Here is a 19940-nt window from a genome sequence, read left to right on the forward strand (position 1 = left end):
CCTCAGAGCTCGTCGAGGGCGGCGAGGTCGGCCAGGCTCGGCTGCCAGGCGACGGCACGGGCGTTGCGCTCGACCTGTGCGGCGCTCGTCACCCCGGAGATGACCGAGGCGACCTGCGGCTGGGCGGCCAGCCCGCCGATGGCGACGTCGAGCAGCTCGAGGCCACGGTCGGCGGCGAACGCCTGCAGGGCCTCGACGCGGTCCCAGTCGGCGTCGACGAGCCAGCTCGCACGGTCCGCTTCGAGGGCGGCTCGGGAACCCTCGGGCGCCGCGGCACCGCGCTGGTACTTACCCGTGAGCAGGCCGCGGGCCAAGGGGAAGAAGGGCAGCAGGCCGAGGTCGAAGCGCTCGCACGCCGGCGTCACCTCGTGCTCGACCGTCCGGTCCAGCAGGGAGTACTCGTTCTGCACGGACACGAACGAGGCCAGTCCGGCCGTCGCCGAGGTCCACGAGGCGTCGGCGACCTGCCACCCGTCGAAGTTGGAGCACCCGACATACAGGACCTTGCCCTCCCTCACGAGGTCGGTCAGGACCTCCAGGGTCTCGCCGATCGGGGTGAGCGGGTCCGGGCGGTGCAGCTGGTAGAGGTCGATGTGGTCGGTCTGCAGCCGGCGCAGGCTGGCCTCGACGGCCCGGCGGACGTAGCGCCGCGAGCCGCGGGCACCGAAGTCCTCACCGTTCGCGCCCTGCATGTCCATCCCGAACTTGGTCGCCACCACGAACTCGTCCCGCTGGCCGCGCAGCGCCTCGCCGAGCATCTCCTCGCTCTGCCCGGGGTGGCCGCCGTAGATGTCGGCCGTGTCCAGCAGCGTGACACCGGTGTCCCGCGCCGCCCGGAGGAGGTCGACGAGGCCGTCCTGGTCGACGCGTCGCCCGAACGCGTTGCAGCCGAGTCCGACCGCACTGACCATCAGGCCGCTGCCGCCCAGGGGGCGGTACTCCATGTCGCTCATGCCACCACCCTAGGTCGGCGCCAGGACCCCCACCCGGCAGGGCGGCGACCACGTCGCGACCCAGCCCGGGCCCCGCAGCGATTCGGGGGAGACCCACCCCGGCGGCTAGACTGAACGGCGATTCCCACCCCGAACCTTCCGGAGCACTCGCGCGCGACTGCGCCGCTGGGTACCGGCTCATCGAAAGCGATTGACACGTGGCATCGACCAACGAGCTCAAGAACGGCCTGGTCCTGAACCTCGAGGGACAGCTGTGGTCCGTCGTGGAGTTCCAGCACGTCAAGCCCGGCAAGGGCCCGGCGTTCGTGCGCACCAAGCTCAAGCACGTCCTGTCCGGCAAGGTCGTCGACAAGACGTTCAACGCCGGCCTCAAGGTCGAGACCGCCAACGTCGACCGTCGTGACATGCAGTACCTGTACAAGGACGGCACCGACTTCGTCTTCATGGACGGGACGACGTACGACCAGATCCACATCCCGGAGACGATCGTCGGCGACGCCGCCAACTACCTCCTGGAGAACCAGGTCGCGCAGATCGCCACGCACGACGGCAGCGTCCTCTACGTCGAGCTCCCGACCTCGGTCGTCCTCGAGATCACGTACACCGAGCCGGGCCTGCAGGGCGACCGCTCCACCGGTGGCACCAAGCCGGCCACCCTCGAGACCGGTGCGACGATCAACGTCCCGCTGTTCCTCGAGCAGGGCACGAAGGTCAAGGTCGACACCCGCGACGGCTCGTACCTCGGCCGAGTGAACTAAGTGGCTGCTCGTTCCAAGGCGCGCAAGCGCGCGATCGACATCCTCTTCGAGGCCGAGCAGCGCGGGCTCAACGCCCGCGACCTGCTCGCCGACCGGCTCGCGAAGCCGGTCACCGAGGCACCGCTGAACCAGTACACCGCCGACCTCGTCGAGGGTGTCGTGTCGCACTGGACCGACATCAACGAGCTGCTCTCGACCTACTCCCAGGGCTGGACGATCGAGCGCATGCCGAGCGTCGACCGCGCGATCCTGCGCCTGGGTGCCTACGAGATCCTCTACACCGACGACATCCCGGACGGTGTCGCGATCTCCGAGGCCGTCGAGCTGGCCACGTCGCTGTCCACGGACGACTCGCCGAAGTTCGTCAACGGCCTGCTGGGCCGCCTCGCCGAGGTCAAGCCGACCCTGGCCTGAGACCCCTGTCGTCCCGCTTTGGGTGCCTGGACGGTCGGAATTCCGACCGTCCAGGCACCCAAAGTCGCATCGGGGGAGCGTGCGGCGAGCCCGGTGTGCGTCCGCAGGGGATCGGCCGCTACAGTGGCCAGCGATCGACATCCTTTAACGACCTGTCCTGTGAGGCAGGGAAGGAGGTCCTGACGCCCGTGCGTCCTGACTCAGCCGTACCCGTCCCGGTCGACGCCTCCCCGGCTCCCGGTGCCCCGACCCCGTCACCGTCGCGCACGGTGCTCTCGGCCAGCGACATCTCCCGCGCCCTGCGCCGCGTGGCCCACGAGATCCTCGAGCACAACAAGGGTGGGACCGACCTCGTCATCCTCGGCATCCCGAGCCGCGGCGTCGTCCTCGCCCAGCGGCTCGCCGCCGTGATGGAGAGCGTCGAGGGCAAGCCGGTCCCGGTCGGCGCGCTCGACGTGACGATGCACCGCGACGACCTGCGCCGCCAGCCCACCCGCAGCCCCCGGCACACCGACATCCCCGGCGGCGGGATCGACGAGAAGGTGGTCGTGCTCGTCGACGACGTCCTGTACTCGGGCCGTACCGTGCGCGCCGCGCTCGACGCCCTGTCGGACCTCGGCCGTCCCCGCGCCGTGCGGTTGGCCGTGCTCGTCGACCGGGGTCACCGCGAGCTGCCGATCCGCGCCGACCACGTGGGCAAGAACCTGCCCACCTCGAGCGCGGAGCGCGTCTCGGTGCGCCTCAGCGAGCACGACGGCGTCGAGGACCAGGTCACGATCGCCGGAGGAGAGTCGAGATGACCATCGCCCTGTCGCGCGAGGCGACCACGCGGCACACCCGTCGTCACCTGCTGTCCTCGGCGGACCTGGACCGCGCGCAGGTCCGCGAGATCCTCGACACCGCCGCCGAGATGCACGGCGTGCAGCAGCGTGAGGTGAAGAAGCTCCCGACCCTGCGGGGGCGCACCGTGGTCAACCTGTTCTTCGAGGACTCGACCCGCACCCGCAGCTCGTTCGAGATCGCCGGGAAGTGGCTCTCGGCCGACGTCATCAACATCAGCGGCAAGGGGTCCTCGACCTCCAAGGGTGAGTCGCTGCGTGACACGGTCCTCACCGTGGCGGCCATGGGGGTCGACGCGCTCGTCATCCGCCACCACGCCAGCGGCGCCGCCCAGCAGGTCAGCCAGTGGGTCGACGCGCACGTGGTCAACGCCGGCGACGGCACCCACGAGCACCCGACGCAGGCCTTGCTGGACGCGTACACGATGGAGCGCCGGCTCGGGGACCTCGAGGGTCGCCACGTCGCGATCGTCGGCGACCTGACCCACTCCCGGGTGGTCCGGTCGAACCTCATCACCCTGCGCACCCTCGGGGCCCGCGTCACCCTGGTCGCGCCGCCGACCCTGATGCCCAGCGGCATCGGTGCGTGGGCAGCGGCGGAGGGGTTCGCGCTGTCGAACGACTTCGACGCGGTGCTGCCGACCGTGGACGCCGTGATGATGCTGCGGGTGCAGCGGGAGCGCATGAGCGGAGGGTTCTTCCCGACGCCGCGCGAGTACACCGTGGGGTACGGCCTGACCCGGCCGCGGCTCGACGTGCTCATGGCCGCCAACCCCGACGCCGTCATCTGCCACCCCGGCCCGATGAACCGTGGCCTCGAGATCTCGCCGGACGCCGCGGACGCCGCCGCGTCGCTGGTGCTCGACCAGGTCAGCGCCGGGGTCGCGGTGCGGATGAGCGTGCTCTACCACCTGCTCGCCGGCGGCGAGGGAGAGGACAGCTGATGGCCAGCCTGCTCATCACCGGAGCCGACCTCGTCGGCCGCGACAGCGACGGACGCTCCGACGGACGCGCCGACATCCTCGTCGAGGACGGCGTCATCACCGAGGTCGGCTCGATCCGCTCGGCCAAGGGGGCCGACGTCCTCGACGCCGACGGGCTCGTGGCGCTGCCCGGACTGGTCGACCTGCACACCCACCTGCGCGAGCCCGGCCGCGAGGACGCGGAGACGATCGCCTCCGGTGCCGCGGCCGCCGCGGTCGGCGGGTTCACCGCGGTGCTCGCCATGGCCAACACCAACCCCGTCACCGACACGGCAGAGGCCGCGGAACGCATCCTCGACCTGGGACGGGCCACCGGCCTGGTCGACGTCGTGCCCGTGGGTGCGGTCACCAAGGGCCTGGACGGTGAGGAGCTCGCCGAGCTCGGTCTCATGCACCGCTCCCGTGCACGCACCACCTTCTTCTCCGACGACGGCAGGTGCGTCCACAACGCACGGGTGATGCGCCGCGCGCTGGAGTACGTCCGCGCCTTCGGGGGCGTCGTCTCCCAGCACGCCCAGGACCCGAACCTCGCCGGTCCGCAGGCCTGCGCCCACGAGGGCGAGCTGTCCGGTCGACTCGGGCTGCCCGGCTGGCCGGGTATCGCCGAGGAGTCGATCGTCGCCCGTGACGTCATGCTCGCCCGCCACACCGGCTCGCGCGTCCACGTCGCCCATGTCTCCACCGCGGGCACGGTCGAGGTGATCCGCTGGGCCAGGGCCCAGGGCATCGACGTGACCGCCGAGGTCACGCCCCACCACCTCGTGCTGACGACCGACCTGCTGGCCGGCTACGACCCCACCTTCAAGGTCAACCCGCCGCTGCGGCCCCAGGAGGACGTCGACGCCCTGCGCGCCGCGCTCGCCGACGGCACCATCGACGCGGTCGCCACCGACCACGCCCCGCACGCCCGGCACGACAAGGAGCACGCGTTCGTCGACGCGGCGTTCGGGATGCTCGGCCTCGAGACCGCGTTGTCCGTGGTGAGCGAGGTCATGGTCCACGGCGGGTTCCTCGACTGGGCCGGCGTCGCGCGCGTCATGTCGCAGAACCCGGCCCGCATAGCCGGGCTCGCGGCCCACGGGTCGGCGCTGGCGGTCGGCGACGCGGCCCACCTCACGCTGGTCGACCCCTCCGCCGAGGTGACCGTCGACCGCAGCGCGAGCGTGTCCCTGTCCCGCAACAACCCCTGGCACGGCCGGACCCTGCGCGGTGCGGTCCACGCCACCTTCTTCGGTGGCCGGGTCACCGCCCAGAAGGGAGCCCTCGCGTGACGCGACTCCAGGCCGTCGGGGTGCTCCTCGTGGCGCTCGGCCTCATCTACGCGCTCCTGTATGCCGCGTGGCTGCGCAAGCGCCGCCGTCACGCCTCGGCGGCCATCGTCGCCGAGCGCGAGCGCACCCGGAGCGGTGAGGTCACCGACGACGGCAAGGAGCCGAAGGCTGCGGCAGCCCGGCTGTCGGTCGAGGGCACGTACGTCAGCACCACGACGGCCGTCAGCCGGCTCGAGCGGGTCACCGTCGAGGGACTCGGCAACCGCGCCAGGGCGACCCTGGTCATCAACCGTGGGACCCCCGAGGACCTGGTCCGCATCGAACGCCAGGGCGAGTCGACCGTGGTCATCACCGGACCGCGCCTGGTGGCGGTGCGCCGCGACCGCGGCATGGTCGGCAAGTTCGTCGGCAGCAACAAGATGCTCATCCTGCAGTGGCGGGCCGATGACGACGCGCTCTACGAGACCGGGTTCCTGCCGCGCTACAAGGCCGACCTCGACCGGGTCGAGTCCGCCCTGTGGTGGCACACCGGCGAGTCCCGCGAGTCGGAGAACCCGGCTCACGACCCCGATTCCCCTGCGACAGAAGGACGATCCACGTCATGACCAGTCCCGCCCACCTCGCACCGCGCGGTGCCGCCGTCCTCGTCCTCGAGGACGGGCGGGCCTTCCACGGTGAGGCTTACGGCGCCACCGGCCAGACCGTCGGCGAGGCGGTGTTCTCCACCGGCATGACCGGGTACCAGGAGACGCTCACCGACCCGAGCTACCACCGGCAGGTCGTCGTCATGACGGCCCCCCACGTCGGGAACACCGGCGTCAACGACGAGGACGGCGAGTCCCGCAGGATCTGGGTCGCCGGCTACGTCGTGCGCGACCCCGCGCTGCGGCCGTCGAACTGGCGCTCGCAGAAGTCGCTCGAGGACGACCTGCGCGAGCAGGGGGTCGTGGGGATCAGCGGCATCGACACCCGGGCCCTGACCCGCCACCTGCGTGAGCGCGGCGCCATGCGCGTCGGGATCTTCTCCGGCGACCGGGCCGACCAGTCCGTCGCGCAGCTCACCTCGACCGTGCAGGAGGCGCCGCTCATGGCCGGTGCCGCCCTGGCCGCCGAGGTCACCACCGAGGAGGCGTACGTCGTGCCGGCGGTGGGGGAGAAGCGCTACACGGTCGCGGCCCTCGACCTCGGCATCAAGGCGATGACGCCGACCCTGCTCGCGCAGCAGGGCATCGAGGTGCACGTGCTCCCGGCCACCGCGACCTTCGAGGAGATCCGCGCGATCGGCGAGGACGGGCCGGACGGGGTGTTCTTCTCCAACGGTCCCGGTGACCCGTCCACCGCGGACGCCGAGGTCGCCGTGCTGCGCCAGGTGCTCGACGCGCGCATCCCGTTCTTCGGGATCTGCTTCGGCAACCAGCTGCTCGGGCGCGCGTTGGGCTTCGGCACCTACAAGCTCAAGTACGGCCACCGCGGCATCAACCAGCCGGTGATGGACCGCACCACCGGCAAGGTCGAGGTCACCGCGCACAACCACGGCTTCGCGGTCGACGCGCCCCTGGACGGGGAGGTGACCGCCCCCGCGGACGCCGACGGCACGGCATACGGGCGGGTGCGGGTCTCGCACGTCTGCCTCAACGACGACGTGGTCGAGGGCCTCGAGTGCCTCGACCTGCCGGCCTACTCCGTGCAGTACCACCCGGAGGCAGCAGCCGGTCCCCACGACGCGGGCTACCTGTTCGACCGGTTCGTCGAGCTCATGAAGGCCAACCAGCAGAAGGGACACGGTCTCTAGACATGCCGAAGCAGGAAGACATCAAGAGCGTCCTCGTGATCGGCTCCGGGCCGATCGTCATCGGCCAGGCGTGCGAGTTCGACTACTCGGGCACCCAGGCGTGCCGCGTCCTGCGCGAGGAGGGCATCCGCGTCATCCTCGTCAACTCCAACCCGGCGACGATCATGACCGACCCGGAGTTCGCCGACGCGACGTACGTCGAGCCGATCACCCCTGAGGTCGTCGAGTCGATCATCGCCCGCGAGCGTCCCGACGCCGTGCTGGCGACCCTGGGCGGCCAGACGGCGCTCAACTGCGCGATCTCGCTGCACGAGGCCGGCGTCCTGGAGAAGTACGGCTGCCCGCTCATCGGCGCCAACGTCGAGGCCATCCAGCTCGGTGAGGACCGCGAGAAGTTCAAGGGCGTCGTCGAGCGCTGCGGCGGCGAGTCGGCCCGCTCGCTCATCTGCCACACCATGGACGAACTGCTGGCAGCCGCCGACGACCTGGGCTACCCGGTCGTGGTGCGCCCCTCGTTCACCATGGGCGGCCTGGGCTCCGGCTTCGCCTACGACGAGACCGACCTGCGCCGCATCGGCGGGGCCGGCCTGCAGTACAGCCCCACGACCGAGGTGCTCCTGGAGGAGTCGATCCTCGGCTGGAAGGAGTACGAGCTCGAGGTCATGCGCGACCACGCGGACAACGTCGTGGTGGTCTGCTCGATCGAGAACCTCGACCCCATGGGTGTCCACACCGGTGACTCGATCACGGTCGCGCCCGCCCTGACCCTCACCGACCGCGAGTACCAGCGACTGCGCGACCTCGGGATCGCGATCATCCGCGAGGTCGGCGTCGACACCGGTGGCTGCAACATCCAGTTCGCGGTGAACCCCGCCGACGGCCGGATCATCGTCATCGAGATGAACCCGCGCGTCTCGCGGTCGAGCGCCCTGGCGTCCAAGGCGACCGGCTTCCCGATCGCCAAGATCGCCGCGAAGATGGCCATCGGCTACACGCTGGACGAGGTCCCCAACGACATCACCCGCGAGACGCCGGCGTCGTTCGAGCCGTCCCTCGACTACGTCGTGGTCAAGGTGCCGCGCTTCGCGTTCGAGAAGTTCCCTGCTGCCGACCCGACCCTCACGACGACGATGAAGTCCGTCGGTGAGGCCATGTCCATCGGCCGCAACTTCACCGAAGCCCTCCAGAAGGCGTTGCGCTCCATGGAACGCAAGGGCAGCAGCTTCCACTGGGACGGCCCGAAGCCCAGCGTCGAGCAGGCCCGGACCTACCTGCACACCGCGAAGACGCCGACCGACGGCCGCATCGTCACGGTCCAGCAGGCGATGCGCGGGGGGCTGTCCGTCGAGGAGGTCCACGAGGCGACGGGCATCGACCCGTGGTTCCTCGACCAGATGGAGCTCATCAACGCCATCGCCGAGCAGGTCGCCGCGGCGCCCGAGCTGACCCCGGCGCTGCTGCGCCTGGCCAAGCGGCACGGGTTCTCCGACACCCAGATCGCGTCGTTGCGAGCCATGCCCGAGGCGGTCGTGCGCGGGGTGCGCCACGCGCTGGGCGTGCGTCCCGTCTACAAGACGGTGGACACCTGTGCCGCGGAGTTCGCGGCCCTGACGCCGTACCACTACAGCACCTACGACGAGGAGACCGAGGTCCAGCCGCGCGAGAAGCCGGCCGTCCTCATCCTCGGCAGCGGCCCCAACCGCATCGGCCAGGGTGTCGAGTTCGACTACTCCTGCGTGCACGCCAGCTTCGCCCTGCGTGACGCCGGCTACGACACTGTGATGGTCAACTGCAACCCCGAGACGGTCTCCACCGACTACGACACCAGCTCGCGCCTCTACTTCGAGCCGCTGACCCTCGAGGACGTCCTCGAGGTGGTGCACGCCGAGCAGCAGGCCGGTCCGGTCGCCGGCGTCATCGTCCAGCTGGGCGGCCAGACGCCGCTCGGGCTCGCGAAGGCGCTCAAGGAGGCCGGTGTGCCGATCGTCGGCACCAGCCCCGAGGCCATCGACCTCGCGGAGGACCGCGGTGCCTTCGGCCGCGTCCTCGCGGAGGCGAACCTTCCGGCCCCTCGCCACGGAACCGCATACAGCGCAACGGAAGCCGTCGCCGTCGCCCAGGAGATCGGCTACCCGGTCCTCGTGCGCCCCTCCTACGTCCTCGGTGGGCGCGGCATGGAGATCGTGTATGACGACGAGACCCTCTCGGGGTACGTCACCCGCGCGACCATCGCCAGCCCCGAGCACCCGGTGCTCGTGGACCGGTTCCTCGACGACGCGATCGAGATCGACGTCGACGCCCTCTACGACGGCACCGACATGTACCTCGGCGGGATCATGGAGCACATCGAGGAGGCCGGCATCCACTCCGGCGACTCGGCCTGCACCCTGCCGCCGGTGACGCTCGGTGTCGCCGAGCTGCAGCGGGTCCGCGAGGCGACGCTCAAGCTCGCCGAGGGCATCGGCGTGCGTGGACTCATGAACGTGCAGTTCGCCCTCGCCCAGGACGTCCTCTACGTCCTCGAGGCCAACCCCCGTGCGTCGCGCACGGTGCCGTTCGTCGCCAAGGCGACCGGTGTGCCCGTCGCCAAGGCGGCTGCCAGGGTCATGCTCGGCGCGAGCATCAAGGAGCTGCGCGCGGAGGGCATGCTGCCGCCGTTCGGCGACGGCGGCACCATGCCGAGCCACGCGCCGGTCGCCGTGAAGGAGGCGGTGCTGCCGTTCAAGCGGTTCCGCACCAAGGACGGCCAGGTCGTCGACAGCCTGCTCGGCCCGGAGATGCGCTCCACCGGTGAGGTCATGGGTATCGACCAGGACTTCGGGACGGCGTTCGCGAAGGGGATGCTCGCCGCCGGGTCGGGGCTGCCGCGCGAGGGCAAGATCTTCGTGTCGGTCGCCAACCGCGACAAGCGCGCGATGATCTTCCCGGTCAAGCGCCTCGCCGACCTCGGTTTCACGATCGTGGCGACCACCGGCACCGCGGACGTGTTGCGCCGCAACGGGATCGCCTCGCAGGTCGTGCACAAGCACAGTGAGCGGGCCACGGCGGAGGGCAGCATCGTCGACCTCATCCTCGACGGTGAGATCGCCATGGTCGTCAACACGCCGAGCGGCCCGAACGCCCGTGCCGACGGCTACGCGATCCGGGCGGCGACCACCTCGATGGACCGCCCGATCGTCACCACGGTGCAGGAGCTCGCCGCAGCCGTGCAGGGCATCGAGGCCCAGATGAAGGGGGAGTTCACCGTGAAGCCGTTGCAGGAGCACGCCCGCGACCTCGACCTCTACGGCCGGACCCAGGCCGACCTGGACGGTGGTGTGGCGTGAGCGAGGCCACCACGCGCCATACCCGTCCCGGTGGGGGAGTCGTGCAGGTGACCGGTGAGCTCATCGCGACCCGGCGCGCCGGCGCCTACCACCACCTCACCTTCGTGGCGCCGGGCATCGCCGAGCTCGCCCGGCCCGGCCAGTTCGTCGCCCTCGCCGTGGGCGGGCCGACGAGCGCGAACCTGCTGCGCCGCTGCTTCTCGATCCACAAGGTCAGCCCCTCCGGGACCTACGGCGGGACGGTGGACGTCGTCGTCGCGGCGCACGGCCCGGGCACCCAGTGGATCTCCGAGCTGCGCGCCCATGACGAGGTCGACATCGTCGGACCGCTCGGCCGCGCCTTCCCGCTCCCCAAGGAGCCGGTGCCCTGCGTCCTCGTCGGCGGCGGGTACGGCAGCGCCCCGCTGTTCTGGCTGGCCGAGGCGCTGCGGGCCCGCGGCTGCCACGTCGAGGTCGTCCTCGGCGCGGCGACCGAGTCCAGGCTCTTCGGCGTCGTCGAGGCGCGCCGCTACGCGGACGGGGTCACGGTGACCACGGACGACGGGTCCATGGGCACCAAGGGCTGGGTCTCCGACGTGCTGCCCGACGTGATCCGCCGCACGGGCGCCGCCGTCGTGTACGGCTGCGGACCGATGGCCATGCTCAGGTCGATCACCGACGTGGCCACGGCCGAGGGTGCGGTGGCCCAGGTCGCGGTCGAGGAGTCGATGGCCTGCGGTGTCGGGGTCTGCATGACCTGCGTCATGCCGGTCGTCGACGCGTCGGGCGTCACCAAGATGGTGCGGTCCTGCGTCGAGGGACCGGTGTTCCGCGGAGACCGGGTGCGCTGGGACGCGTTCTCCGACGGACTGTGCCGGGTGCCCGACGACGCCGTCGGTGCGCCGAGGGCAGGAGGCCACTGATGACCACCACCACCACCACCACCGTGCCGGCCACGCCCGCGATGTCCGCAGCGTCCGCCGTGTCCGCCGTGGACATGTCGGTCGACCTCGCCGGTCGGCACCTGCCGAGCCCCATGATGACCGCCTCCGGCTGCGCCGCCAACGGCCGCGAGCTCGGCCGGTTCTTCGACGTCGCCGAGCTCGGGGCGTTCGTCACCAAGTCCGTCATGGCCGACCCGCGGTCCGGCCGCGGCACGCCCCGCATGGCCGAGACGCCCTCCGGGATGCTCAACTCGATCGGCCTGCAGGGCCCGGGCATCACCTCGTTCGTCGAGAACGACCTCGCCTGGCTCAAGCAGGCCGGGGCCAGGACGCTGGTCTCCATCGCCGGCAACACCAGCGGCGAGTTCGCCGACGTCGCTGCCACGCTGCGGGCCAGCGACGCGTTCGACGCGGTGGTCGGTGTCGAAGTCAACATCTCCTGCCCGAACGTCGCGAACCGCGGGCTTGTCTTCGCCTGCGACCCGTTGGCCTCGGCCAAGGTGATCGCCCTGGTGCGGGAGCAGCTGCCGCGGGACGTGCCGATCTTCGCCAAGCTGACGCCCGACGTCACCGACATCGTCAGCGTCGCGCAGTCCTGCGTGAAGGCGGGTGCCGACGGCCTCACGATGATCAACACCCTGCTCGGCATGGTCATCGACACCGACCTGCTCCGACCGCAGGTCGCGGGAGTGACCGGTGGGCTGTCCGGCCCGGCCGTCCGGCCCGTCGCCGTCCGCGCGGTCTGGCAGACCCGCGCCGCGATGCTCGAGGGGCGGCTGCCGTTCGTCCCGATCATCGGCGTCGGGGGAGTGCGCACCGGGCGCGACGCGCTCGAGCTCGTCGCTGCCGGCGCGAGCGCCGTGCAGGTCGGCACCGCGACGTTCAACGACCCGTCGGCGCCGGTGCGCGTCGGTCGAGAGCTCGCGGGACTGTTGCACGACAAGGGATTCGAGCGACTTGCCGACGTGGTCGGTATCGCCCACGAGAGGGTGGCACGCTGATGGCGGACCAGGCGCGGCAGGACGAGACACAGGACCAGGCGCACGACCAGGCGCACGAGCGGGTGACGTTCGGCCAGCGGCTGCGGGCCACCACCGACCGGTTCGGACCGCTGTGTGCCGGGATCGACCCGCACCGCGCCCTGGTGGAGTCGTGGGGCCTGACGTACGACGTCGAGGGGCTGACCCGGTTCACCGAGACGTGCGTCGAGGCCTTCGCCGGGCACGTCGGCGTGGTCAAGCCGCAGTCCGCCTTCTTCGAGGTCTTCGGGTCCCGAGGCGTCGCCGTCCTCGAGCGCGCCATCCTCGCCCTGCGCGAGGCCGGCACGCTGGTCATCCTCGACGCGAAGCGCGGCGACATCGGCTCGACGATGTCGGCCTACGCCGAGGCCTACCTCGGCGACGACGCCGTGGCGCCCGCTGACGCCCTCACCGCGAGCCCCTACCTCGGGTTCGAGTCCCTGCGCCCGGCGCTCGACCTCGCGGCGCAGACCGGTCGTGGTGTCTTCGTCCTCGGCCTCACCTCGAACCCCGAGGGACGCACCGTGCAGCACGCCACCCTGCGCGACGTGAGCGTCGCGGAGAGCATCGTGGGCGGCGCCGCCACGGAGAACGCAGCGGCCCGGTCGCACGGCGACCTCGGTTCGGTGGGGCTCGTGGTCGGCGCGACCGTCGGGTCCGCCGTCCAGGAGCTCGGCCTGGACCTGGCCGGCTGCAACGGCCCGCTGCTCGCCCCGGGCGTCGGGGCGCAGGGTGGGACGAGCGAGGACCTGCGGCGCGTCTTCGGTGACGCCCTGCCGAACGTCCTGCCGTCCTCCAGCCGTGAGGTCCTCTCCGCCGGACCGGACGTCGTCCGGCTCCGGGAGCAGGCCGTCCGCACCAGCGAGCACCTCGCCGACCTGCTCCGCTGACGCGGTCCACCCTCCGCGCTGCGGCTTGCCGCGGCCTCCCCACCTCGACGAGAAACGAGCTCGTTCGGTTGCTAGAGTCGAGTGAACCAGTGAACGACGTTCGCACGACCCCTCCCGCACGCCTCACAAGGAGTACAGCTGTGGCACTTCCCCCGTTGACGCCCGAGCAGCGAGCAGCGGCCCTGGAGAAGGCCGCCGTGGCCCGCCGCGAGCGCGCCGCCGTCAAGAACCGCCTGAAGTACGCGCAGGGCTCGCTCAAGGAGGTCATCGCGGACGGCAAGGGCAACGACGTCGTCGGCAAGATGAAGGTCTCCGCGCTGCTCGAGTCCATGCCCGGCGTCGGCCGGGTGCGTGCTCGCCAGATCATGGAGGAGGTCGGCATCTCCGAGAGCCGCCGCGTCCGTGGCCTGGGCGCCAACCAGATCTCCGCGCTGCTCACCCGCTTCGACGAGGCGTGAGCCGCCCCGCACCTGCCGGCGAGGAACGCCCCCGGCGCCTCGTCGTCCTGGCCGGACCCACCGCGGTCGGCAAGGGCACCCTCTCCGCCTACGTCCGCGAGCACTTCCCCGAGGTGTGGCTGTCGGTGAGCGCCACCACCCGGGCTCCCCGACCCGGTGAGGTCGAGGGAACGCACTACCACTTCGTCGACCAGGCCGAGTTCGCCCGCATGGAGCAGGACGGCGAGCTCATCGAGTCAGCCGTGGTGCACGGCCGCAACCACTACGGCACGCCGCGCGGGCCGGTGGAGCAGGCCCTGGCCGAGCACCGTATGGCCCTGCTCGAGATCGACCTCCAGGGGGCGCGCCAGGTCAGGGCCACGATGCCCGAGGCGCTGTTCGTGTTCCTCGCCCCGCCGAGCTGGGACGAGCTGGTCCGCCGGCTGGTCGGTCGGGGCACCGAGGACGAGGAGGAACGCACCCGCCGCCTGGAGACCGCGAAGGTCGAGCTGGCCGCCGAGGACGAGTTCGACGTGACCATCGTCAACGACGATGTTCGTCGCGCTGCCGAAGAACTCGTATCATTGATGCGAACCCACTGACTTCTTGCGCCCCGAAACAACAACAGGAGTGATTTCCCCCGTGTCCGGAACCGTCGCGAACCCGATCGGCATCACCAACCCCCCGATCGACGACCTCCTCACCAAGGCCGACTCCAAGTACGCCCTGGTCATCTACTCCGCCAAGCGCGCCCGCCAGATCAACGCGTACTACAGCCAGCTCCAGGAGGGCCTGCTCGAGTACGTCGGACCGCTCGTCGACAGCCAGGTCCACGAGAAGTCGATGTCCATCGCCCTGCGCGAGATCAACGAGGGCCTGGTCACCTCCGAGCCGATCGAGAGCTGAGCCCGGCGGGGGAGCAGGGAGCGACAGCGCGATGGCGCGCATCGTCCTCGGTGTCAGTGGTGGCATCGCGGCCTACAAGGCCTGCTCCCTGCTGCGCCTGTTCACCGAGGCCGGCCACGACGTGACCGTGGTGCCGACCGAGTCGGCCCTGCACTTCGTGGGTGCCCCCACGTGGGAGGCGCTCTCCGGCAAGCCGGTCGCGACCGGGGTCTGGGAGTCCGTGCACGAGGTGCCGCACGTGCGCCTCGGCCAGTCCGCCGACCTCGTCGTCGTGGCCCCGGCCACCGCCGACCTGGTCGCCAAGGCCGCGCACGGCCTGGCCGGTGACCTGCTCACCAACGTCCTGCTCACCGCACGCTGCCCGGTCGTGGTGGCGCCCGCGATGCACACCGAGATGTGGGAGCACGCAGCGACCCAGGCCAACATCTCGACGCTCATGGAGCGCGGGGTGCACGTCATCCCGCCGGCGTCCGGTCGCCTCACCGGCGCGGACACCGGTCCCGGCCGGCTCCCCGAGCCCGCCGACCTGTATGCCGTGTGCGAGCGGATCCTCGCCCACGGCACCGCCGCGGTGGTACCGCCCAAGTACGCGACCGAGCTCCGCGCCATACCCGAGGACGAGGGGCTCGCCGAGGGTGGCCTCGAGGGGCGCAGGGTCGTCATCACCGCCGGAGGGACCCGGGAGCCGATCGACCCGGTGAGGTTCCTCGGGAACCGCAGCTCGGGCAAGCAGGGGTTCGCGCTGGCCACGGTGGCTGCCCGGCGGGGTGCCGAGGTGGTGCTCATCGCCGCGAACACGACCCTGGCGGCTCCCGCGGGGGTCCTCGTCGTCCCGGTGCAGACCGCCCTCGAGCTCGAGACCGCCGTCGCCGCGGCTGCGCCCGGGGCCGATGTCGTCGTGATGGCCGCTGCCGTCGCCGACTTCCGCCCGGCGCACTACACCGACGCCAAGATCAAGAAGACCCACGACGCCGACGACCCGGACGCCGCGCCGACGATCGAGCTGGTGCGCAACCCCGACGTCCTGGCCGGGCTGGTCGCCCGCCGCGGCGACGACGCGAGCCCCGTCATCGTCGGGTTCGCCGCGGAGACCGGCGATCAGGACGGCAGCGTCCTCGACCACGCGCGCGCCAAGCTGGCCCGGAAGGGCTGCGACCTGCTCGTGGTCAACGAGGTCGGCACCGACAAGACGTTCGGGCTCGACGACAACACCGTCCACATCCTGCGGCTGGGTTCGAGCCACGTGATCGATGCGGGGCCCGCCCCCAAGGAGCAGATCTCCGCCGCAGTGTGGGATGCCGTCCAGCAGATCTTGTGACGTAGGTACACTCGCGAGGTCCGTGCGGCTCCGGCTCGCGGCCCCCAGTCAGCAGCCGCTGCCCCCGAAGGAGTTTTGAGTGTCCGCACGCCTGTTCACGTCCGAGTCCGTCACCGAGGGTCACCCGGACAAGATCTGTGACCAGATCTCCGACTCGATCCTCGACGCCATGCTGGCGGAGGACAAGGACAGCCGGGTCGCCGTCGAGACGATGGTGACCACCGGGCTGGTCCACGTCGCCGGCGAGGTCGACACCCGCAGCTACGTCCCGATCGCCCAGATCGTGCGCGACACCATCAAGGGCATCGGCTACGACTCGTCCGAGAAGGGCTTCGACGGCGCCTCCTGCGGCGTCTCGATCTCCATCGGCGAGCAGTCGCCGGACATCGCGCAGGGGGTCGACACGGCCCACGAGAACCGCACCGGTGGAGTCGACCCGCTCGACAAGCAGGGTGCCGGCGACCAGGGCCTGATGTTCGGCTACGCGTGCGAGGACACCGCCGAGCTCATGCCCCTGCCGATCTACCTCGCGCACCGGCTGGCCGAGCGCCTCACCGCGGTCCGCAAGTCCGGTCAGGTCGCCTACCTGCGCCCCGACGGCAAGACCCAGGTCACCATCGGCTACGAGGGTGACAAGGCCGTCCGCCTCGACACCGTCGTGCTGTCGACGCAGCACGCCTCCGACATCTCGCTCGACGATTTGCTCGCGCCCGACATCGAGCAGCACGTCATCGCCCCGGTCCTGGCCGAGCTCGCCGAGACCGGCACCGACCTCGACATCTCGGGGTACCGCAGCCTGATCAACCCGACCGGCCGCTTCGAGATCGGTGGCCCCATGGGCGACGCCGGCCTCACCGGCCGCAAGATCATCGTCGACACGTACGGCGGCATGGCCCGCCACGGTGGTGGCGCGTTCTCCGGCAAGGACCCGTCGAAGGTCGACCGCTCGGCCGCCTACGCCATGCGCTGGGTCGCCAAGAACATCGTCGCGGCCGGCCTCGCCCGCCGCTGCGAGGTCCAGGTCGCCTACGCCATCGGCAAGGCCCAGCCGGTCGGTCTCTACGTCGAGACGTTCGGCACCGAGACCGAGCCGATCGACAAGATCCAGGCCGCGATCACCTCGGTGTTCGACCTGCGCCCGGGAGCGATCGTCGACCAGCTCGACCTGCTGCGCCCGATCTACAAGGCGACGGCCGCTTACGGCCACTTCGGCCGCACCTCGGTCGAGGGCGTCGACAACGCCTTCACCTGGGAGCGCACCGATCGCGTCGAGGCGCTGCAGCGCGCGGTCAAGGGCTGACCGGCTCCTCGCACCCAGCGTCCGGTCGACCCGGCCGACCCCTGCCCCGCAGGAGTGTCGGCCGGGTCGACTAGTTTTCACACGTGTCCGAACCGGGAGCCGTCGAGCAGCTGTCGCTGATCCGCGCCGCGCTGCCCAAGGCCCCGCGCCCGCCGAAGGCGACCGACACGGCCGAGGTCGACCCCGTCGCGGCGGTGGTCGTCGACACCGGGCTGGCCCACCTGGACCGCCCGTTCGAGTACCTCGTGCCGACGGCGCTCGGCGAGACCGCCGTGCCCGGCGCACGGGTCAAGGTGCGGTTCGCCGGGCAGGACCTCGACGGGTTCGTCGTCGAGCGCAAGGCGGCGGCCGAGCACGACGGCCGGCTGGCGCCGATCCGTCGGGTCGTGTCGCCCGAGCCTGTCCTGACCGCCCGCCAGCTGTCGGTGGCCCGGGCGGTCGCCGCCCGCTACGCCGGCACCCTCGGTGACGTCCTGCGCCTGTCCGTCCCGCCGCGCCACGCCGCTGCGGAGAAGGCCCTGGCCCTCGAGCCGCCGGTGCCCGACCCCCTGCCGGCCCTTTCCGGTCCCGGCCCCGCCTGGACCCGGTATGCCGCCGGGCCGGCCTACCTCACCCGGCTCACCTCGGGGGAGACCCCGGCCGCGTCATGGCTGGCCCTGCCCTCGACCGACCCGGCAGAGGACTGGCCGGCGGCCCTCGCGACGGCTGCTGCGGCAACCGTCGCCGGTGGCCGCGGCGCGGTCCTCGTCGTCCCCGACCACCGGGACGTCACCCGGGTGGATGCCGCCCTGACCGCCGCCCTCGGACCGGGAAGGCACGTGCGGCTGACCGCCGACCAGGGCCCGCAGGCGCGCTACACCGCGTGGCTCAAGGTGCTGCGCGGGCACGTGTCCGTCGTCGTCGGCACCCGGGCCGCAGCCTTCGCCCCCGTAAAGGACCTGGGCCTCGTCGCCTGGTGGGACGACGGCGACGACAACCACGAGGAGCCTCGCGCGCCATACCCGCACGTCCGGGAGGTGCTGCTGACCCGGGCCGCCGTCGAGGGGGCGGCGGTGCTGTCCGGGGGGTTCACGCGGACGGTGGCCGTGCAGCAGCTGGTGGAGACCGGCGCGCTGCGCCCCATCGCCGCGGCCGGCGCGGTGCGCGCCGCGGTGCCGCGGGTGGTCGTCGCGGGGGAGGGACTGGAGCTCGAGCGAGACCCGGCTGCGGCCAGCGCGCACCTGCCGTCCATCGCGTGGCGGACCGCCAAGACCGCCCTGGAGTCCGGGCCCGTGCTCGTGCAGGTGCCGCGGCGGGGGTACGTGCCGTCGCTCGCCTGCCAGACCTGTCGCGCCCCCGCTCGTTGCGCCCACTGCTCCGGCCCGATCGCCGTGACCGGGCGCGGTGCCGAGCCGGGGTGCCGTTGGTGTGGGCGGGGGGTCGGTCGGTTCGAGTGCCGCCAGTGCGGTGGACGTGAGCTGCGGTCGTCCGTCGTCGGCGCCCGGCGCACGGCGGAGGAGCTGGGACGGGCGTTCCCCGGCGTGCCGGTGCACACCTCGGGTGCGGGAGCGGTGCTCGAGCGGGTCGCGGCCGCGCCGTCGCTGGTCATCGCGACCCCGGGGGCAGAGCCCGTGGCCGAGGGTGGGTACGCCGCCACGCTGCTGCTCGACGCCTGGGCCTCGCTCGACCGCCCGACGCTCGACGCGGGGGAGGAAGCGCTGCGTCGGTGGCTGGCGGCTGCTGCGTTGACCCGGGGTTCGGCATCACGTGGGCAGGTCGTCCTGTGCGGGGCGCCCGGCCACACCACCCTGCCGGTCGTCGAGGCCCTGGTTCGCTGGGACCCGGCGTGGTTCGCCGCCCGCGAGCTCGCCGACCGCGCCGCCCTGTCGCTGCCACCCACCGTGGTGATGGCCGCCGTCAGCGGCGAACGCCGTGCGGTCGACGCCGCGGTGCAGCAGGCCGACCTCGCCGACGGCACCGAACGGCTCGGGCCGCTGCCGCTGCCGGACGACGCGGTGCGCATGCTGCTCCGGGTGCCACTCGCCGACCGGGACGCACTGGCGACGTCCCTGACCGCGATGCGGGCCAAGCGCAGTGCGCGCAAGGAACCTGTCAGCGTGCAGGTCCGGGTCGACCCGCCCGACCCGGCGACGTAGGCCGAGCGAGGGGTCACCGGGTGCTCCGGGACCTGGGGTCGGGCGTGACATCGCGGGGGCCGCAGGATCGCAGGATGGCCTGACGACATCCGTGTTCCCGACCTAGATTTGCGGCATGAGCTCTCGTCGGCAGGTCGCCGGTCTGGTCGCCCTGGTCCTCGTTCTGCTCGTCACCGGGGCCGTCCTGTGGATCGGTGGCGCGGAGACGGAGTTCGGCTGGTTCGCCTACTCACCGTTGGACCAGCAGCCCTCGCCGGGAGTCTTCCTCATCTCGGAACGGCGACAGGCAGCGCTGGTGGTGTCGTTGGTCGGCGTGGTGCTGCTGAGCGGCGTGCTGGGCTTCGTGGTCGGCCGTCGGGCCACCCACGGCTCTGAGGTGTAGGCATGCACGGGTTCCTCGTGACCGATTGGAGAGGAGAACCGGTCAACGCAGCGCTGGAAGAGCATGACGATCTTGCCTGGTTCCGACCCGAGGATCTCGCGGAGCTGGAGGGCTCACCCTGAGACTCTGCCCAGCGTCATCGGCGCCATCCAGGTCGCGGCCAGCCAGCCGCTTCGAATCGTCCGCTGAGCGGTGGATCCGGTCGACGTGCAGCCGGACCCACCGCTCAGCGGTGGCCCCAGTTGGTGCGGATGAGTCCGCGGTCGGGGTTGTCGGGGTCGTCGAGCCAGGAGA

Annotated in this window: 19 protein-coding genes; 18 read left to right on the forward strand and 1 reads right to left on the reverse strand. The window is 71.7% G+C overall.

Annotated elements, in window-relative coordinates; genetic code table 11:
* Nucleotides 1-2: 2 nt before the first annotated feature.
* Nucleotides 3-944 (reverse strand): aldo/keto reductase, encoded by a 942-nt coding sequence (locus ASD62_RS00180; RefSeq protein WP_200956908.1) that lies wholly within the window; start codon nucleotides 942-944, stop codon nucleotides 3-5.
* Between the two features lie 206 nt (nucleotides 945-1150).
* On the opposite strand from ASD62_RS00180, the gene efp reads away from it, so the two are divergent.
* The 18 genes from efp to ASD62_RS00270 all read left to right on the forward strand — a co-directional run bounded on the left by efp (nucleotide 1151) and on the right by ASD62_RS00270 (nucleotide 19646).
* Complete coding sequence (efp, locus tag ASD62_RS00185; protein ID WP_056914237.1) at nucleotides 1151-1711, forward strand: elongation factor P; 561 nt, start codon at nucleotides 1151-1153, stop codon at nucleotides 1709-1711.
* Nucleotides 1712-2125 (forward strand): transcription antitermination factor NusB, encoded by a 414-nt coding sequence (gene nusB, locus ASD62_RS00190; RefSeq protein WP_056914238.1) that lies wholly within the window; start codon nucleotides 1712-1714, stop codon nucleotides 2123-2125.
* A 188-nt stretch (nucleotides 2126-2313) separates the two neighbouring features.
* Nucleotides 2314-2925 (forward strand): bifunctional pyr operon transcriptional regulator/uracil phosphoribosyltransferase PyrR, encoded by a 612-nt coding sequence (gene pyrR / locus ASD62_RS00195; RefSeq protein WP_082580482.1) that lies wholly within the window; start codon nucleotides 2314-2316, stop codon nucleotides 2923-2925.
* On the forward strand, nucleotides 2922-3908 hold the full coding sequence (locus tag ASD62_RS00200; protein WP_056914239.1) for an aspartate carbamoyltransferase catalytic subunit: 987 nt from the start codon (nucleotides 2922-2924) through the stop codon (nucleotides 3906-3908). The genes pyrR and ASD62_RS00200 overlap by 4 nt, the downstream gene beginning before the upstream one ends.
* Complete coding sequence (locus ASD62_RS00205) at nucleotides 3908-5218, forward strand: dihydroorotase (protein ID WP_056914240.1); 1311 nt, start codon at nucleotides 3908-3910, stop codon at nucleotides 5216-5218. Before ASD62_RS00200 ends, ASD62_RS00205 begins: the two co-directional genes overlap by 1 nt.
* Nucleotides 5215-5823 (forward strand): hypothetical protein, encoded by a 609-nt coding sequence (locus ASD62_RS00210; protein ID WP_056914241.1) that lies wholly within the window; start codon nucleotides 5215-5217, stop codon nucleotides 5821-5823. Before ASD62_RS00205 ends, ASD62_RS00210 begins: the two co-directional genes overlap by 4 nt.
* Nucleotides 5820-7010 (forward strand): glutamine-hydrolyzing carbamoyl-phosphate synthase small subunit, encoded by a 1191-nt coding sequence (carA, locus tag ASD62_RS00215; RefSeq protein ID WP_056914242.1) that lies wholly within the window; start codon nucleotides 5820-5822, stop codon nucleotides 7008-7010. The genes ASD62_RS00210 and carA overlap by 4 nt, the downstream gene beginning before the upstream one ends.
* Before the next feature lie 2 nt (nucleotides 7011-7012).
* Complete coding sequence (carB, locus tag ASD62_RS00220) at nucleotides 7013-10336, forward strand: carbamoyl-phosphate synthase large subunit (protein WP_056914243.1); 3324 nt, start codon at nucleotides 7013-7015, stop codon at nucleotides 10334-10336.
* Nucleotides 10333-11238 (forward strand): dihydroorotate dehydrogenase electron transfer subunit, encoded by a 906-nt coding sequence (locus ASD62_RS00225; protein ID WP_082553075.1) that lies wholly within the window; start codon nucleotides 10333-10335, stop codon nucleotides 11236-11238. The genes carB and ASD62_RS00225 overlap by 4 nt, the downstream gene beginning before the upstream one ends.
* A complete protein-coding gene (locus ASD62_RS00230) occupies nucleotides 11238-12260 on the forward strand; it encodes a dihydroorotate dehydrogenase (protein WP_235530589.1) in 1023 nt (340 codons plus the stop codon). Before ASD62_RS00225 ends, ASD62_RS00230 begins: the two co-directional genes overlap by 1 nt.
* Entirely contained in the window at nucleotides 12260-13168 is a 909-nt protein-coding gene (gene pyrF, locus ASD62_RS00235; RefSeq protein ID WP_082553076.1) for an orotidine-5'-phosphate decarboxylase, read from the forward strand. The genes ASD62_RS00230 and pyrF overlap by 1 nt, the downstream gene beginning before the upstream one ends.
* Nucleotides 13169-13308: 140 nt before the next feature.
* Nucleotides 13309-13626 (forward strand): integration host factor, actinobacterial type, encoded by a 318-nt coding sequence (gene mihF / locus ASD62_RS00240; RefSeq protein WP_056882257.1) that lies wholly within the window; start codon nucleotides 13309-13311, stop codon nucleotides 13624-13626.
* Nucleotides 13623-14207 (forward strand): guanylate kinase, encoded by a 585-nt coding sequence (gene gmk / locus ASD62_RS00245; RefSeq protein WP_056914245.1) that lies wholly within the window; start codon nucleotides 13623-13625, stop codon nucleotides 14205-14207. The genes mihF and gmk overlap by 4 nt, the downstream gene beginning before the upstream one ends.
* 40 nt (nucleotides 14208-14247) lie before the next feature.
* Entirely contained in the window at nucleotides 14248-14511 is a 264-nt protein-coding gene (gene rpoZ, locus ASD62_RS00250; RefSeq protein ID WP_056914246.1) for a DNA-directed RNA polymerase subunit omega, read from the forward strand.
* Nucleotides 14512-14542: 31 nt separating this feature from the next.
* Entirely contained in the window at nucleotides 14543-15829 is a 1287-nt protein-coding gene (locus ASD62_RS00255) for a phosphopantothenate--cysteine ligase family flavoprotein (protein ID WP_056914247.1), read from the forward strand.
* Nucleotides 15830-15908: 79 nt separating this feature from the next.
* Nucleotides 15909-17129: a methionine adenosyltransferase gene (metK, locus tag ASD62_RS00260; protein WP_056914248.1), complete on the forward strand. Its 1221-nt coding sequence runs from the start codon at nucleotides 15909-15911 to the stop codon at nucleotides 17127-17129.
* Nucleotides 17130-17212: 83 nt separating this feature from the next.
* Complete coding sequence (locus ASD62_RS00265) at nucleotides 17213-19264, forward strand: primosome assembly protein PriA (RefSeq protein ID WP_082580483.1); 2052 nt, start codon at nucleotides 17213-17215, stop codon at nucleotides 19262-19264.
* Nucleotides 19265-19379: 115 nt separating this feature from the next.
* The gene (locus ASD62_RS00270) at nucleotides 19380-19646 is read left to right on the forward strand and encodes a hypothetical protein (protein ID WP_056914249.1); all 267 of its coding nucleotides are present in this window, start codon (nucleotides 19380-19382) and stop codon (nucleotides 19644-19646) included.
* Nucleotides 19647-19940 lie beyond the last annotated feature (294 nt).

The organism is Phycicoccus sp. Root563, assembly GCF_001427915.1.
GTDB lineage: Bacteria > Actinomycetota > Actinomycetes > Actinomycetales > Dermatophilaceae > Pedococcus.